The 17,553-nt window shown below is 42.5% G+C and carries 10 protein-coding genes and 1 pseudogene; 2 read left to right on the forward strand and 9 right to left on the reverse strand.

All coding sequences use genetic code 11. The features are described from left to right. Nucleotides 1-128 precede the first annotated feature (128 nt). The 4 genes from GGR07_RS12210 to GGR07_RS12225 form a co-directional block, all read right to left on the reverse strand. Complete coding sequence (locus GGR07_RS12210; RefSeq protein ID WP_122056378.1) at nucleotides 129-5,840, reverse strand: alpha-2-macroglobulin family protein; 5,712 nt, start codon at nucleotides 5,838-5,840, stop codon at nucleotides 129-131. Nucleotides 5,841-7,475: 1,635 nt separating this feature from the next. Continuing rightward, nucleotides 7,476-7,880 carry a hypothetical protein gene (locus GGR07_RS12215; protein ID WP_147298107.1) on the reverse strand — a complete coding sequence of 135 codons (405 nt, stop codon included), beginning with the start codon at nucleotides 7,878-7,880 and terminating at the stop codon, nucleotides 7,476-7,478. A gap of 46 nt (nucleotides 7,881-7,926) precedes the next feature. Then, the gene (locus tag GGR07_RS12220) at nucleotides 7,927-8,634 is read right to left on the reverse strand and encodes an IS3 family transposase (protein WP_122056379.1); all 708 of its coding nucleotides are present in this window, start codon (nucleotides 8,632-8,634) and stop codon (nucleotides 7,927-7,929) included. Between the two features lie 131 nt (nucleotides 8,635-8,765). Continuing rightward, the gene (locus GGR07_RS12225; protein ID WP_021645908.1) at nucleotides 8,766-9,044 is read right to left on the reverse strand and encodes a transposase; all 279 of its coding nucleotides are present in this window, start codon (nucleotides 9,042-9,044) and stop codon (nucleotides 8,766-8,768) included. A gap of 268 nt (nucleotides 9,045-9,312) precedes the next feature. On the opposite strand from GGR07_RS12225, the gene GGR07_RS12230 reads away from it, so the two are divergent. Continuing rightward, nucleotides 9,313-10,065: a retropepsin-like aspartic protease gene (locus tag GGR07_RS12230; RefSeq protein WP_231381874.1), complete on the forward strand. Its 753-nt coding sequence runs from the start codon at nucleotides 9,313-9,315 to the stop codon at nucleotides 10,063-10,065. A 237-nt stretch (nucleotides 10,066-10,302) separates the two neighbouring features. On the opposite strand, the pseudogene GGR07_RS12235 reads toward GGR07_RS12230, so the two are convergent. Beyond that, nucleotides 10,303-11,198 (reverse strand): annotated as a pseudogene (locus tag GGR07_RS12235) (IS5 family transposase). Nucleotides 11,199-11,335: 137 nt separating this feature from the next. Then, nucleotides 11,336-13,627 (reverse strand): TonB-dependent receptor, encoded by a 2,292-nt coding sequence (locus GGR07_RS12240; RefSeq protein ID WP_021646182.1) that lies wholly within the window; start codon nucleotides 13,625-13,627, stop codon nucleotides 11,336-11,338. A gap of 627 nt (nucleotides 13,628-14,254) precedes the next feature. On the opposite strand from GGR07_RS12240, the gene GGR07_RS12245 reads away from it, so the two are divergent. Next, nucleotides 14,255-15,016 carry a response regulator transcription factor gene (locus tag GGR07_RS12245; protein WP_021646184.1) on the forward strand — a complete coding sequence of 254 codons (762 nt, stop codon included), beginning with the start codon at nucleotides 14,255-14,257 and terminating at the stop codon, nucleotides 15,014-15,016. 35 nt (nucleotides 15,017-15,051) lie between these two features. Here the strand turns inward: GGR07_RS12245 and GGR07_RS12250 are convergent, their stop codons facing one another. The 3 genes from GGR07_RS12250 to GGR07_RS12260 all read right to left on the reverse strand — a co-directional run bounded on the left by GGR07_RS12250 (nucleotide 15,052) and on the right by GGR07_RS12260 (nucleotide 17,525). Beyond that, nucleotides 15,052-15,822 (reverse strand): HesA/MoeB/ThiF family protein, encoded by a 771-nt coding sequence (locus GGR07_RS12250; protein ID WP_021646185.1) that lies wholly within the window; start codon nucleotides 15,820-15,822, stop codon nucleotides 15,052-15,054. A 313-nt stretch (nucleotides 15,823-16,135) separates the two neighbouring features. Further along, nucleotides 16,136-17,215, reverse strand: a complete 1,080-nt coding sequence (locus tag GGR07_RS12255; RefSeq protein ID WP_021646187.1) for a type II toxin-antitoxin system HipA family toxin — start codon at nucleotides 17,213-17,215, stop codon at nucleotides 16,136-16,138. Continuing rightward, nucleotides 17,208-17,525: a helix-turn-helix domain-containing protein gene (locus GGR07_RS12260; RefSeq protein ID WP_021646188.1), complete on the reverse strand. Its 318-nt coding sequence runs from the start codon at nucleotides 17,523-17,525 to the stop codon at nucleotides 17,208-17,210. Before GGR07_RS12260 ends, GGR07_RS12255 begins: the two co-directional genes overlap by 8 nt. Nucleotides 17,526-17,553: the final 28 nt, after the last annotated feature.

Raw genomic sequence — 17,553 nt, forward strand, 5'->3', positions numbered from 1 at the left:
GTTATGTCTATATAAGAACTTACCCAAGGATACGTTAATATTCGTAAACCTGGGTAAGATTTTATAGATATTGTTTGGAGAGGACTTAGAATTCAATCTCCATATATTCGCGCATCGGCCCGATATGCCTACTTCACTTCCACCCTTTCCGATCCGGAATGTGAAGCATATTCAGGAGCATAAGCGCACTGCATGGTGGCCATGCCCGATTCGTAAACTCCCCGGCGACTGACACGACAGGTATATTCCAACACATAAACTCCCTTGCCCAAGTGGTCGAAGAAGAAATTGGAGGAAGCGTCTTTCACGTCCACATAATATCCGAAACCATTGTCCCAACGATAACCGGACAGATTACCGACCGGTTCGAAGCAGGCGGCACGTTGGTCTTTCAACTGCACGAAGTCCATCGTACGGTCCAAACGTATTGTCAGGCGGGAAGTTACTTTATCGCCTACCTGCAACACCGTCTTTTCGGTCACGGGTTGCAGCTGCGGCCTGCCTTCCATCGTACGTTCCACATACAGTTGCTTCTGCACGTTCAGCTCACCGCCATGCTGCTTCACGTCGCCAATCGGCGATTCGTATTGTGCATAGACCGCTCCCCACGCAATGCCCGGATCGCGTTTTTCAACCTCTACGGTGCGCGCGTCCAGCACTCCGGGCTCTGTAAACGAACGTTTCACATAGCCCAACACCGGTACGGTAGTCTTAGCCGGCGAATAGGTCTCGATTACCTCATTGCCGATAACTACGCGCACGTCGCCCGGATTGTCGAGCAAGTTCGCTCCTTTCATCAGCAGCGCATACACAGCATCCGCCGTAGCCACCGGAGAGCTCCACTGCTGAGTCTGCTTCTGTTTCAGCAACCAGAACTTCATTTCTTCCACCGTCGCGTCGTTCCCTCCTGTCAGCATGAGGGCCTCCATCACACCGACATGCGCCTGCAATTTCATTCCGCCCCATGAATACGGATTCTCGTTAAAGTCGAAAAACATTCCCAACTCATCCGTTTTCGTAAGGTGCTCCTTTATCGAAGCTACGAATGCCTGCGACTCTTTTTTACGTCCCGCTTTATCGAGCACAATCGCCGCAATCGCTTTAGTCGGCATATCAGGCGAAGAAAGCAATTTCTCCGTCTGAGCAAGGAAATAAGCGTATGCCGTTTTGTTGGCAGCGGGAACCGCTTCTTCCGAAACCGCCATCAGATAAAGGTATTGCAAGGCCATTCCCGAAATACCCTGAAGTTTCATGCCTTTTTTCTTTAATTTAAGCAGCTCCCTGTACTCCTCCAATGCTTCACGATGCAAGTAATCCAATGCTTTCCGTTGCATACCGGCAACCTTTCCTTCCGGGCGCTTGTCGGTGAGCAGCGCCAGTCTGGCGTTCAGCACTGCGATATAAGTCGTTACATACCGGCTGCCCCTCATACCGGGATACCATACCCAAGATCCGTCGGCTTCCTGCAACTCCTCCAATTTAGCCAATATCGCCCGGCTGCCGTCGCGGAGATTGTTCAAATCGAACAAAGCAGATACGCGCTCTTTTTGCTGTTGCTCCGTCTGCGCTTCGAGTACCCAAGGCGATTCTGCCAGCAGGATATTCTTCAGTTCCCGGTTTTTTTGCAGATTGCTCAGGAAGGTCTCTCTCGTCCCCCCTTGCAGTTTCCAACTTTCGAATACGCTCTTCACCCTCGGCTGACTGTTCATAATGTGAGAAGCCAGCGTATTGGCATATAGAGCCGTAGCCCACGCAATGGCATTGTCGCTTTCGGGAATTCCCAACGACGGAAGCGCCTGCACGGCATACCAGGCCGGATTTCCGGTAAATTCCACCGTCAGCCTGCGGTCTGTAGCCGTTTCGCTACGTTCATTGAACAGTTTATCCAATGAGAATACACGCTTCTGTTCGCCACGAACGGGCATGGCAAGCGTTTCTGTGAGATGTTCTTTATTGCTGAGCACCGGAAGCAACTGCTGCTCTCCATCGCTGAACGCACCGCTTTCGGCAGTCAGCCGGCAGCCGATGAATCGGTAACGGTCGGTCGCCGTAAACCGGAAGTTCACACCCGCATTTTTCCCTGCATCCGCCACAAAATCCTGCTCCTGAGTACTGATTACTTTCTCGGTCAACGGGTCGAAAAGCGTCAGTTTCACCGTTCCACTCTGCTGCGTTTCCGTCATATTGGCAATGGAAGCCGCAATCGATGTTTCATCCCCTACCCTTACAAATCGGGGAAGATTCGGAGTAATCATAAACTCTTTGCTTGTCACGGCTTCCGCGTTCAACACGCCCGTCATCATCTCTTTGGTATGGGCATAGGCACGGAAGTTCCACCGCGTAAGGCTTTCGGGCATGGTGAAAGAAATCACCACCTCGCCCTGTTCATTGGTGCGAAGCTGCGGATAGAAGAATGCGGTTTCGGCAAGGTTGGTACGAAGGTAAGCAGGGCTCTCGGAAAGAAGTTCTTCTCCGGCATCATCCGTCTCCGTCTTCACCTCAGCATCCGCCGCAAAACCGTCTCTTGCCACTTGGGCAGATTCCAGCATCATCGGGGCTGCTTCCTCCACGACTCCCACACCCCGAATCATCAGATTCTTCGACTTTCCGCCACGAGTCTTCCCACCGTATCCGGTAATAACTATTTTCTCCCAATAACCATAGCCGCGAGGGAACGAGAAAGCATCGTATACCAAGCCATCCACCTTCAGCAGATTCCGTTCCCACCTGCCGTAAAAAGCATTCGTTCCCAAATATCCGGCATTCCATCCGAAGCGAGGCATGCGAAGATCGTAATACAGGTCAAAACCCTGCGTCTGTTTCCAGATTCTATCCAGCGAAGCGTCGTACATGGTTGCCAGCATTTCGGCAACGGCAGGCTTGCCCTGCGGCGTGCGCACCGTAAGCCTCCACTCTTCCTGCTGTCCGGGACGCAACTTATCGCGGAATACTTCCCATTTCATGGCAAGCGTCTTTTCAGGCCTCCGCTTTTCGAGCCTCACTTCCTGCTGATAAAGTTTTCCGTCGCGCACCATGCAGAAATGAACGAGAATCCCGTCTCCATACTCCTTTTTATACGGATATTCGAACCGTACGATCTCATCGGAAAGTTTCAACACCTTGCTTTCCAACCGCTCATTACCCCCGAACACATTCATCAGCACATAAGCGTCGTGCTCCGACGTTCCGAAACAGAACACCGCAGGATGGGAGGCGTCGAACTTCGTATTGTCCTCATACAGCCAAACGGAAGTTTTTACCGGCGGACGTTTATCGGAAGCAGAAAAAAGAACCGTTTTTTCTTCGGCTGTCACCTCTTTTCCATCTTTATCTTTCACCGACATCCGGAACACGTACTGCCCCGAAGGGATTCGTTTCCAGTCAAATTCCATTTCCTTGTTGGAAGTAAATACACCCGAAAGCACCGGCTTCTCTTCTACGCTTTTCGCTTCGGCATCTTTCGCACGGAACAAAGCATACGTGCCTTCCACCGCCACCGGCACACCGTTCAGATTTTCCACTTTGCAGGTGAGACGGATGGGCACATCCTTGCAGGTTCTCTCTTGCAACGCCGCCCATACGAGCAACGACCGGTCGCCCGCTACCAACACCTGTGTACCCGACTGTGTCTCACCGGCCTGATTTGTCACTACAGCCTCTACCACATAACGGTAATAACGGTGGTGGAACACATCGTCCTCATCCCTGTCTCTATCCTCTTCTTTCCGATCCAAAGAGACCGGAATCGAAAACTCTCCGTTCGCATCGGCAGTCACCTCGCCCGAAGCAATCTGTTCCGCGCCCATAGAACGCCAGAAAAAGAAAGCATGGCGTTTGACGGTATATTTCACCGGCACGTCGGACAATGGAGCGCCGCTAAACGCACACGCCTTTCCTTTCACCATTACCCGATCGCCCAAGCAATAACCTTCCGCTGGCTTTTCCAATGCCACATCGAACGTAGGGCGTTTGTATTCTTCCACACGGAAGCTGACTACCGTCCCGGCGGCATTCAGAGCATACATCCCGTTCAGCCCCGAAGAAGGAAGCGTAAAACTTGCCGTAAACGATCCGAACTCATTGGTTCGCACTTCTTCTTTCGTCACCTCCTGATTATTCGCGTCTCTCAATGTCAACGTGTATTCGCGTCCGCTCATCACCCGGGCATTCTCCTGCTGCCGGGTATAAGCCACCCCCTTTACATAGACCGTTTGACCGGGACGATAAACGGATCGGTCGGTCAGCAAAGTAAGCATTTCCACCGTTCGCACCTCATCGCTATACCTCCCATATCTGCCATTGTTGTACAGCCATTGCGGAGGCATGGCAACATCCCCGCCTTTGCCGGCCTTCAAATACCGGAAGCCCTTTTTCCGAACAACATTCGCCTTACCGTCCGAACCGGTTTCCACTCTCAGCAACTCTCTTTCCGAAGAATCGTAGAAAGCCACCCATGCTTTCGGTATCGGATGACCGGTCTTTGCATCCAGTGTAAGCACTTCGTATCCGCCGTCCGGCATTGTACCGACCAATACTTTGAATCGGGTGACATGGAATCCCCTTGCCTCGTTATCCTTAGAACGCGGATCGGATACGACGCGAAGCTCATATTTCCCCGCCTCCGGCGCCTTACAGGTAAAAACCGTGTCCTGAGGCAGATAATCATCCGGACGCTTCAAGGCATACCGCTCGCGCATCACTATTTTCCCGTTGCAGTAAAGCAACAGTGTAAAAGCATCCACGTTTTTATGGTTGACTTTCACTTGGATATCGCCTCCGGGATAAGCAACCTGCTCGGTACTGACCGTCAGAGAAGGAGATAAAATATTGTTTCTCAAATTCTTCAGCGCATTGATACGGCGGTATTTCGGATAGCGGCGTATCGCTTCGTCGCAAAGCTGCAAAGCCCTGACAGCCTTGTCTCTATCGACGGCATAAAGCGCTTGGGCCAAATACACCTCCGCACAGACGTCTACCGATCCATATTCCGTTTTCAACAGCTCCAAAGCTCCATCGTAGGCATCTGCCGCCTTATCCGCCCGCCCTTTCTTGGCGTATAAAGGACGGAAACCGCCGGCCTCACCGTTCTCCCACTTCAACCGTTCGAGCTTCACCAGCACATATCCCTCTTTATCGCCGCGCTTATGATAAGTGTTCGTCACCTTTTCATAAATAGAAGCTATATCCCGTTTCACGTTCCCCGAACGGTCCACCTCCTTTATCTCCCGCAAGGAGCGGATACCCCGCGAAGCCAGCAGATGATAAAGGTCGTGATGAAAATATTCGCTCGTTTCTCCCTGCACAACGAAAGGAAGATACGAACCGGTGGACGTCTGGAGCAACGACAAAGAATCGCCGATGGCAGCCTGCACATGCTCCCGAACTTTCTGCACAAAGATATTTGCCGGCCATTCGCGTATATCATCCGTAGCCGGTCTTTCCACCGCAATTTCCTGCCGCTGACCGAGTTGCCAGGCATTTCTCCCGGCATAGTGCGAGTATATATCGGCAATGAGCGAATGCAGAACCGAGCGATCTGCCGGGCTTCCGGCATTCTCCGCCCAAGCCTCCAGACCTTTCAAGCCGACATAAAAGCTATCGGGGGACAGCTCTTCCTTATACTTCATCCGCCACATATAGGCTTTCAGCATTTGAGGAGTATTCTTCTCCCTTTCACCTTTCCGAAAAATTTCGTCGGTAAGCCTGATCACTGTTTTCGGCAGACTTTTCTCTTCCGCCTCTTGCACCTGCTTCCACAATCCGTCGAAGGTTTGTGCCTGCAACACCGGTTTTCCCATGATTCCTAACATCAGTAAAAGAACAAAATTCTTGATTCGCATATTGTCAACAGATTGAGTGTTTCGAACTAAGTATTCACGAAGTAACGAATTTTTCTGCAGAAAACAGAGTGTCGAGGAACAAAAAAACTTTATGTATCAATAAAATAACTGAAATCTGATAAAACCCACCGCCTTTGGTTTCAAACATCAGCGTGTTTGAGTACAAAGTTATTCGTCTTTCAGCACATCTTCGCTCTTTGGTGTTTCTTTAAACATCAGCATGTTTGAGTTGAAAGCCCGCCGCCTTTTTTTCAAACATCAGCGTGTTTGAGTGCAAAGCCCGCCGCCTTTTTTTCAAAGCCCGCCGTGTTTTTCGAGACCTTCACCGTCATTGACCTTTATTGATTTGGGGTTCGAAAACAGGCTCCGCAGGCTTTCATCGAAAGTCTAGCCCTATTCCAAACAAAATCGTAATTATAAATTACCATTTCCCGATATTTTGTTTCAGACTGATTGAAGGAGCATTCCGGAGATTTTTTAAGGTTTTTGAAAACGCCAAAATGCCAAAACGCCTCTATATCCCCTTTTTTTTACCACTTTTCATGAATATCATGCTTTATACTTCTGATTATCAAATCATTTATTACATTTTCTCATCTTTCCGGTATATTATTTTTCAGTTGGCTGCTTCCGCGACTTCGCATGTCTCTTCCATGGAAGAAACGGATGGGAAATGGCCGGAAAAGACTCCATTTTTGTCAGGAATATTCAAAGAAATTGTTTTTTTCAGCTCACGACAGAGGTAACAAGCGGCCGTGTTTGTAGCAGGAGAAGATGTATCGCCACATACTCATCGATAAGAGCTGAGTAACAACCCGCCGTGTTTGCAGTAACAGAGCACGAGTTGTATTACGTGTTCGAGGTTGCCCTCATATTTACTCTAAACTACCATCAATCTTTCATGATACATTCGCCTATTAAATTGATAATATTTTTAAACAATTAGTTCCAAAAGCGAGGAGCTGTTTTCCAAAGCTATTTTCCTTCCTCATAACGATCCCATTCGTTTTCACCGTTTGTAAAACAGTCATAATGACGTTTTGACGTTTTGGCGTTTTCAAAAAACCTCTTTCGAAGACGTTTTGCTCGCTTTCACATTTGGCAACTCATTGATATACAGAAACAAAAAACTCATAAAACTCCTTTACGAGCAAGTCCGAACTGCTAAATCGAGGAAAAAGTTCGCATAAACGCCTTTTTCGGGATAGCGTCTCCGGCAAGCCTCGAAAAAGGCGTTTAAGAGGTAGGATCGAGAGTCTTTTTCGTTATTTTTGATTATGAAAACATTTTACTTTTTCTTCTTTTCATACTACGCAAAAATCCTATTTCCCCAAAGCTTTTTCATACAACCGTTTTGCAGAATTTGATTCAAGGGGAAATCGACACTGTCCAAAATTTTGTGTAAATGGAAACAGGATTCAGTTGTAATTTTCTTGCTATAGGCACTATATGGGATATATCGGTCAGGTTTTTCTTATACCCTTCACACTCCCAACCTGAACCTCTCCATCCCCCATTTTTCTATTTTAAACTCAAACGATATTGAATGGAGCTCGGATCCAGCTAATATAATAAACCGCCCTGCATATTTTAAAAGACACGCGGGACGGTTTGAAATCTTTCTTTGGGAAATATTTAGCGAACCTGCTTGATTTTATATAACCCGAAAGCCAAGAGAGTCAAGAAGATAAGTATGGCAATAACACACCAATCTTTTGTAGTCAAATGTCCGCTAACATAACCCAGTATATACCACGGGATTGCTGTTAGAAACACGATGAATAGCATTTTGGCATTCTTGGATATATAATAGTCCTTAAAAAATCTATTAAACTGCTCATCATTTAGGTTGGAAGCTTTTTCTCGATAGTATTTTTTCTCAATTTTATATTTTTTTCTGGAGGAATATCCAATGCCGTACCAAATGAGTGACCAAATCACTAAAAAAACTGAAGTGGATATCCCATTCGTCCCATCATCAAATACAGCCAGTAATGGTCTATCTCTAACCCACGCTGCTACAAAGGCAAGCAAAGTCAAAATTGGACAGGCTTCTCTTTAAGTTAAGATAGTTTTTTCTCATTTTTCAAGCCGCATTGGCATAATAGCAATTAGCAGGAGTTTTGTATGATAAGGATTGGTGTGGACGCTCTTGGTTATAAAACCGAAAATATCCGTTCAACCCTTTCCACAAAGATACACCATCTTCGTAAACATTCAAATAGATGTGCTCATATTTTACGCTGCGCCGGAGACATTCTATGAAAACATTGTCCGGAGCGCGCCCTTTGCCGTCCATTGAAATCTTTATTTCGTTGTCGGTTAGCACTTTGATGAATGCATCGCTCGTAAATTGGCTGCCTTGGCCGGTGTTGAAAATTTCAGGCTTACCATGTTTGCTTATTGCTTCTTTCAAAACTCCTGCACACCATTCTGCACTCATTGAGTTGGAAAGCGACCAATGAAGCACGTAGCGACTATGCAAGTCTATTACCGCCATCAGATACATAAAACCCGTTTTCATCGGGATGAAGGTGATGTCGGTTGCCCAAACTTGATTGCATCGCTCTATCTTCAGGTTTCGAAGCAAGTAGGGATACTTTTTGTGTGCTTTGTTTCCTATTGTTGTTTTGGGTTCCCTGTAGATGGTTTTCCAATCGAGTATTTGCATCAATCGGCGTACGCGTTTGTGGCTGACTTTACAGCCAAAGCCGACGAGCAGCGCCGTGAGCCGTAAAACTCCATAAAAGGGTGTTTTGAAATACTGCTCGTCGAGTAAACGAAGAATTGCCAGGTTTTCTTCGCTTTCGCCTTTGGGGACTTAGTAAAAACTGCTGCCGGCAATGGAAACCAAGTTTAGCTGCCTGCTAACAGACAGTATCTCGTGATTGGTATCGACCATCTTTTTTCTTTCGTCAGCACTTCTCATTGCAACTTTTTCTTTAGAAAGTCGTTCTCAACTTTCAATTGACCGATTTGCCAATAAAACTTTTCAATATCAACCGGTTTTTCTTTTGCCTGCTGTTTGTCGGAACTGAATACTTGACCGAAATTTTGAAGTGCCCGGGCTTTCCATGCCGAAATCTGCGTTGGCAACAGTTCATACTTCTTGGCTAAACTTTCTAATGTTTCGCGCTCTTTTAAAGATTCTAAAACGACTTTCGCTTTGAACTCTTTGCTGAATTTTCTTCTTGTTGTAGACATAAGTTTTTTTTGTTAAAGATAATGTTTTTCTTTCATCGTCATATCTTAACTTGTTGTCCGGTTTTTGGGGAGTATTATAATATCGACTTTAGGGTAGAAATTACTAATTTTGCAACTGAGACTTATATTCTCGAAATAATCATCACAATAATGTCATAAATTTAATTACTTTATAGTTATGAAATATCGTTTACTGTTTATTTGCAGTATGCTCGTGTCGTTCACGCTTAATTTCTATGCCCAAAGTACATTAACTATAAAAGGAGATATGATGTACACAAATGTAACATTATCACACAAAGGCGTTTCTCGGAATGTTTCAGCCTTAATAGATACAGGCGCATCTGTTTGTATGATTGATTCTACTTTTGCAGTTGACTCGTGTAATATTTTATTAAAAGAAAGTAATGCAATAATCGAAAGTGCATTAGGAAAATCGCTAAAGTCTATTAGTTTGAACTTAGATAGCCTTTCAATTGGTGGTGTTTCGTATCCCATGACAAGATGCTTTGTTGTGGATTTGGTAAATAAATTGAAACATCATGCTCCTAAATTCATTATTGGAGGGGATATTCTAAAAAAAGAGCTTTGGTGTTTTAATTTAAAAGAAATGATTATGACTCGGTGCGAAAGTTCTATGAAGAAAATACAAGGCACGCTTAAATGGAAAAACCACGAGGACTATTCCGATGCGTTTTTGAATAGTATCTTTTTGAAGGGAAAAGTTGCAGGGAAAAATACCCGTATACTATTTGATTCAGGTAGTAGAAGAAATTTTTTACCAAAACACTTTGGAGTTTCTCCAACCAAAACAATCGAATTAGAACGTGGAGACATTGCTCAAGCCTTGATTCGTGAAAAGACAAATGTATGCGAGGACGTTGAACTTAAAATTGGCGAAAATAATTTCAAACTGAATTTTATATTAAGTGAAGAGAAATATCCTACCATAAATGCCGAATTTCTATGGGGAAAATCTTTCGTTTTAGATTACAAAAGCAAACGCATATATATACTATAAAAAATCATTATAAATAACGTAATTAGAATCTAATTCCTCCCCTTATTCTTGCATTTGGGTCACCAGACGTTTCTAAAAAGATGTGTTCTTTAATCCAATTCCAGATACTCTTAAAGATGTTCCCACCGTAGATGGTTTGAAGTTCTTGCTCAGTAAGTGAGCGCATGTGTTTGTTTTCCATTTTTTTGTGGATTTAGTTAATAATGGTTTTAAAACAGGCTATTTAATAGAAGTGATTTAAACTTTTCTTTTTCTCAAACATTTCCTTAGCAGAATTACCATAAACGCAATATAGTTCCATGATTCCCAATTCCTAACCGTTGTTTCAAATCGATTTAAAATAGTCCTGTAACTGTCCATCCATGCATCGGTCCTCTCAATGGCATAACGTTCAGCATACAACAGTTCGTCCACAATGGTATTATTGGGAGTCCCGTCTCTTTTATTGATGCAGATATTGGAGACTACTCTATGACAGCCAAGTACACTTCGGAGAGCTGTACAGTCAAATCCGGCATCCGCATTCAAGAAAAGACCATCCGTTCTGACATTTGCATCCCAAGGTCATGCATCATAGACCGGATTACGTTTTTTATGTCATGAGTATCATGATGTTCGCCGCTTTTAGGTGAAGACATGATAACCGGTATGCCTTGCCGGTCTGTAATATAAAGAGCGTTGGTTGTCTTGCGCTTTTTTCTACCCTGATAACCAACCTCCTCTCCACCACGCATAGCTACCGTATGACTTCCGTCAAGGTCTACACTTGACATATCAAACTTCGTACGGTGCTTATCCAAAAAATGAAGCCAAAGAGACTTCCATTCACCTTTTTTACTCCATTTGTTATAATGATAGAATACCGAACCATAGGTCAGAACCTTGTCACTGAACAGGGAATCTACAGGTAAATATTTCCACTGACACCCCGTTTTCAGTTTATAAAGAATGGCATTTACGATTTCAACAAGACTACTTTGAGTTACGAAACCACGTTTGGCCACACATAAATGAGGCAATATTTCACTTTTTATTGTATCTTTGTCCAACACAGCGTACATAGGGATATTGTTATGAATGAGTTTGGTCACCCATAATATAACAATTTTAGCTATTAGTACGCTGTTTCTCATTGGATCAATTAGTTTAAATCACTTCATTATTAATTTCACGTTCTTGATTACAAGACGATAAAAATAGTACAGCAATCGCCAATAATGACTTTTTAAAATATCTACGCATACTTAATTTCATTTATAAAACATACTGCTTATTCTACTTTTAAGATACCAGTATCAATATTTGTATTTATTTGTCTTTGCTCTTTATCTACATTTTTTCCAAAATTCAAAGAATAACTAACCTTGATATATCCGAAATTCTGATTATTACGACTATAAAGAGTGTTCTCTGATTTATAAGATGGATGGTTTACCTCATTCACTATTTTGTATTTTTTGACAAAGGGCGTATTAACACCACCTTCAATATGCCACCTGTTACGGCTCCATTGTACAGATGCTCCGTATTTGGGGGCATTATAGGTGCTGATTGGTCCCATTTCTAACTCTCGAACGGAGGATTTTACGTATATATTAAAAATAAAGTTTCTCAAATAATAGTTGATATCCAGGTTAGCTTTAAGACTGTTTTGAGACACATTAACAGAACCCGTATTTACAGTTCTAATACCTGCTAATTCACCTTTTAGATGAACGCTATTCGTGAGTTTCCATGTGCCGGACAATACACCAATAATTTGCTGATATTTATCTTCACTTCCGAAACTTGCAACCATTTTGTCGCCTTCTGCAAAATAATTCATGGAATAGGCATTTTTGAAATAGTTGTAGATTGCCATACATTGCAGGTTGAATTTTTCTGAAAATAAACTATATATTATCCCATTATTATACAATGTCATATTTTTTAAATTAGGATTACCTCGCTTTATTTGCAAAAAGTCGATTACTTGATCTACTCTATTTAGAGTCGCAATTTGAGGAAAACTATTACCTATATTTGCTACAAGGCGAATTTGCTGTTGTCGAGATAACATGTACATCAAAGACATGTTTAAACGTGCAGAGTATTGTCTATTAGGGGTATCTCCTTTTAAGGCATATTGCAACAAGGAAGTTCCGGGCTGAATAGAATAATGGAGTCTTTGTCCAATTTGCTGGTTATAGCCAAGAAATAGGAGTGTCTCGCCAGACCACAATCGTTGGGATATGTCATAATCCCCGCTGTAATCTGCAATGCTTATTTTGTGGAAGTGATGAAATTGAGCCGCAAACGAATTGTTGTTTTTTAACTGAATGTTGTAATTTGCAGAAGTATTTATGTTATAAAACTTCTCTTTCGTTGTACTTTGCGAGATAAAATTTGGTTCGGAATACATTCTTTCATATTTATTGTCTGCCAAAGAGCCATATAAAGATACGTTTAAGTGCTGATTGTTAGGTAGATTAAACCCGCTATACAATTCAATAGAAGGCATCCAACCCAATTGATTTCTGTTGGAATGTGAACTAATTTTTTTATTGTAATATCCGCTGTATTCCAGTTCATTATTTTGAATATTATTGGGTGATTCATTTCTGACGAATGTAACTTTGCCTGATAATGCTCTTTTTTCATTCTGATTTTGCACCATAAATTGCAGATATTGATGATTGTTGTTGGACAAAGCATCCTTAGTAATTCCGTTCCTATTTACGGTATAACCGGGGAAAATAAATGTCTCTTTCACATTAGCTTCAATTCCGTTGTATCTCTCCATTGAGTGTCCACCAAAAACAGTATAAACGATTTGTTTATCGGCTATTTTTGTTACAAAATTATAGTCTCCTCCCAAAAAACCAATTATTTGCTTGGCATCAAAAGCTAAATATCCTCCTGATGTTGCTTCTTTAATTACATAGTTTATGGATGCAACATCTCCTAAATAGTTACCTGTAGGGTTATCAAAATATTCAACTTTTACCACACTATTCGGATTGAGATTTTGTATTTCGCGATAATCTACTTTTCTGCCATTGATATACAAAGTAACGTTTCCTCCGATAGTTTTTACTGTTCCTTCATGTCTGTCTACCTGAATGCCGGGTATCATCAAATTATACAGTAAGTCATAACCGGTTTTAGAATGCTGTGTTATTTTTTTTTCAGGAATAATAAGAACTTTCTCCCCTGAGCGTATAATACTTTGCGCCTTGATTTCAACCTCCTTGAGTAGAATAGAACCAGGGTTTAACATTACAAGAGGTACTTCAAGTACATCTTTGGATGTATGTATGGAAAGAAGTGCAGGCTCATAACCAATGTTGGTGAAAGCCAACTTTAAATCGCGGTTTTGGGAGACATTTTCGAATTGGAAAGCCCCCAAAGTATCTGTAGCCGTTCCTTTTACAAATGTCGAGTCCGTATCCAAGAGCCTTACAGATGTGTATGGAATAGGTGCACCATCTTTATCTACTACACGCCCCTTAACAATGGATTGAGAATAATTATTCGTAATAAGTGCGAACAAAAGAACGATAATAAGATTCATTTTTTTCATGAGTGTAGATTTTTCTTTATTTAATTATTAACTTAATCAAAAGGAATCAGATAATATATAGTTGCCATGTTGTATAATAAACAAGGGTCTTCGGTGTTTTTATGTAATGCTCTGAGAAAGAAAGATTCTGTTTTTTAGAGCAGCTCCTTCTAATTTATATTTGTATAGATACCAATATGCCAATCCTTTACTTATTAAGTAGGGAGTGTCATCGTTTGCTTTTTCTTTCTTGCAAATGGGCGCCATGGCAAACATCATCAGTACGCGAAAGAGAGAAAGAGCGCCACGCCCCAAACCGGAACTTACAGCAAATCTTCCCACGTGCCATATATCAATCCCGTCATCTTTAAATGAAGTGTTGTTTATACGATCTATTCCGAACAGTCTGGCAATAGGCAGCTCGTCGCGTTTATTTCAGTTGCCAAATTGAATAATCACCGTAAAAAGTAATAAATCTGTCCATATTCCTTTTTGTGTATTTAAAAGTTTGATAATACAAAATTAGTCCACCTAGTTTCGTCCAACAATACCCAATTGGGTAATTGTGCTTTGCAGTATAAAGAATTACCCAATTGGGTATGCTCTCTTTTTTTGTATCTTTGTTGCAATTTTATAAACACTTTCTTTATGACTGAAATAAAACACTTTTTTATTGGGGAGAATACTATTGATTACATTCCCGATGAGGCATATGACAACATCAATCATATCATTGAAGATATCGAAGCCTTTTCGCACACTACCTACAAAAGCATGTATGTGATAGATTATTTCCGACAAGATTTTTTATATGTTTCCGACAATCCGCTCTTTTTGTGCGGAATGACACCGGATGAAGTGCGGGTAATGGGGTACAATTTTTACATCAGCCAAGTGCCCCCGGAAGATCTGGATTTGTTGCTCGAAATAAACACCGCAGGGTTTCAGTTTTTGCAGGATATTCCTACAGGAGAATTACGCGACTATACCATATCATACGATTTTCACATCATCAACAGGCAGTCGAAAAAGAAGTGGCTCATCCACCACCAGATAACCCCGCTTCGCTTAACGGAAAAAGGACAGGTATGGCTGGCTTTGTGTGCGGCGTCTATCTCATCCGCGGCTAAAAGCGGCAATATCGAAATGTCAAAAAACAAAACAAAAGATTTATGGGTTTACAATCGCGGTACCAAAAAATGGAAACAAAAAAAACACCCAGAACTGAAAGAGGTGGAAATGGATGTTCTCAAACTTTCGGCAATGGGATACACAATGCAGGAGATTGCTGATGAAGTAAACCGCTCATTTGATTCGGTAAAGGTTTACAGGAAAAGTCTTTTGGAAAAATTGGGTGTGGAAAACATTGTTGAAGCGATCAATTATGCCAAAAATCGTAAAATAATTTAGTCGGTGCACATTTTACTTTCGTGGCGTATTTCCGCTTAATTTCTATCGTCGATTATGGATGACAGATAAAATTTGGGATATGTTTTCACTTTCTGTCCCGTGGCAATCCAAAACAGAATATTGGTAACCAATCCACCTGCAATCCACGAAGCAATGGAAAGTTGTGGGGGCGGTAATACAGACTTCTCGTTTTTATACTGCATTACTATCTTCTCTATCCACGGTTTAGGTTGCGCCCAAAATTTAAAATAGTTGGTTACATGTTCCACCAAACGAAGCTCGAAATCTTTTGGATCACGCGAAAATTGTGAAAGCGGAAAGCCCGTAGGTTCAACCACAAACACCAATCCGCCCCAACCGATGTTATACGGATGAATAACCGGAACGTTGTATTTCTGACACCATTCGTCAAACACAAACGGGATGTCTGATTTGAAGTCCAAAGCATTGATAGCAATGTCTTGCTCTTTTATCAAGTTTTCTACATTATTTTCATCAATAAAAGTGTTTATTGCTGTGATATGGGCATTGGGATTGATACTTAATAGTCGTTCTTTCAACGCTTCGGCTTTAGACCTTCCGATGTCCTCCATCCGATAGTTCTGCCGGTTTAAGTTCGATTCTTCCACTACATCGCCGTCAGCGATGGTAATGTTTTCAAAACCAAAACGCAACGCACATTCGGCAATGATACTGCCAATACCCGCACCGCCCAGCAAGACACGATAGTTTTTAATGAGTTGCTGCTCGTCAGGACGCACATAAATCCGATTTCTGCTATACCTTTCTTCTAAGTTCGCTTCCATACCTGTTGTTAAAAGTAAGTTTTTTCGTTTGAATAATTAAAATACAAAGATCGAGAATACCGAAAAGGCACACAATACCCAAATGGGTAATTTTTACGATTTCCTGATTTTCTTCTCCAACATTTCTTTGTCTTTTTTTCGACCTCTCCTCCTGTTCCAAGATACTTGCTTCCTGCTTTACGTTTTTCTCAAATACTTCTACCTGCCTGTGAAGTGCTTTGGCTTTCTTGCTGTTTCGGTTGAAGTGAAATAAAGTGTCTAATTCCGCAAAATCCTTGGCGGTGGTGTTTTCTCAATATTATTTCAATATTTACTACGCTATAAAATTCCTAATATTTTCAAAATCAGATACAATATCTTTCTCATTCAACCCCGCTTTCACTGCGACTGCGAAAAGATCATCCTTGGTTGGCTCAATCTTATCATTAATCGAAGTAGTACGAAATCCATTGATTCCATCGCTTGGCAGCAAGTCATAAGCCGGAGCAAAATGCCAATCGCCATCACGATAAATGAAGGCAAAGTTCTTGGCATGGTCATCTTTGTTAGCTATCAGGTAGTTGAATATCATCAGACGGTAGACTTTCCAAAGCTCGGCTACGCTATGTGTCAGCATAGCGCAAACTTGAAAGATATGCGTGTAATCAATGCCGGGCAAACGATAATCGGCACCGATAAGGCCGGCCACGCTAACCACATGCAATTTGCCGTTTGATGTCCGGTCGAATCGTTCTACTCCAAAATACTTGTCCTCAAAGAGACGTGTTTCTGTCATTTCAATTCCACATTGCTTGGCAAGAAGCGAGTAACGGTATTCATCTATGCCTATACTTTGCGGATCTTGTTTGGCACGGAACTTTACCAGCCACTCCTTGTCATTATAGCGAACGAAGATTTTAGGTCGTGCGCCTCCGGGTGAACCGCCACGGTCTTGAAACTCCTCAATACCTTCGCCCGTATAATCTTCGCTATCTAATATCTGTTCTGCTTCCAATGCCAACTTCTCAAAATCGACACAATCCCATCTTGCCACAACACTATTGTCCGGACGGAACTCCAATGCTCCGCGTCCTGTTGAGCCTACCAATGCAAGGCGATCCAATAAAGTTAAAGTCCGTGGATTGATACCCTTTTGTTGCAAGTATCTGTCCAAAATAAGCAGGCCCCATCCATCAGGCAGACAATCATCGAAAACGCCGAATCCTCCTTCAAACGGACGGGGTTTGGCTATAAAGACACCGCTTCGCAAGGGCAATTCGAACGGTGATATAGAAAAACCGGAGCCAAGCCATTCGGCTGAATACTCGAAGGCGCATAATCCCTCTTTGGTCAAAGCCAGACGACCGACCGGCCGATTGTTGTATATTACTTCTATTTGCTTGATACTATTCATTTTTCTTTCCTCGTTTGCGGATAATACTTTGTTCGTTTAATACATCATCTAACGATTGATATTGCTTTTGTGCAAAAAGAGCATCAAACTCGGATAGCGCATTTAAGGCAAATCCAATTTGAAGCAATCCCTTCAAGGATATTTCTCCTGTCTGCTCAAACCTACGGTAAGTAGCGAACTTAAGGCCGGCTCTTGTGGCTATGCCTTCTTGGGTTAGGTTTAACTCCAACCTCCGTGCTTTTACTCTTGCTGCAATTTGTTTTGCCACATCATTGGGAGTCGATACATTAAACGATATTATATTATTCATAAATCTATTATTACACGGATAACAAACA

This window comes from Bacteroides pyogenes (assembly GCF_014196225.1).
GTDB classification, from domain to species: Bacteria; Bacteroidota; Bacteroidia; order Bacteroidales; family Bacteroidaceae; genus Bacteroides; species Bacteroides pyogenes_A.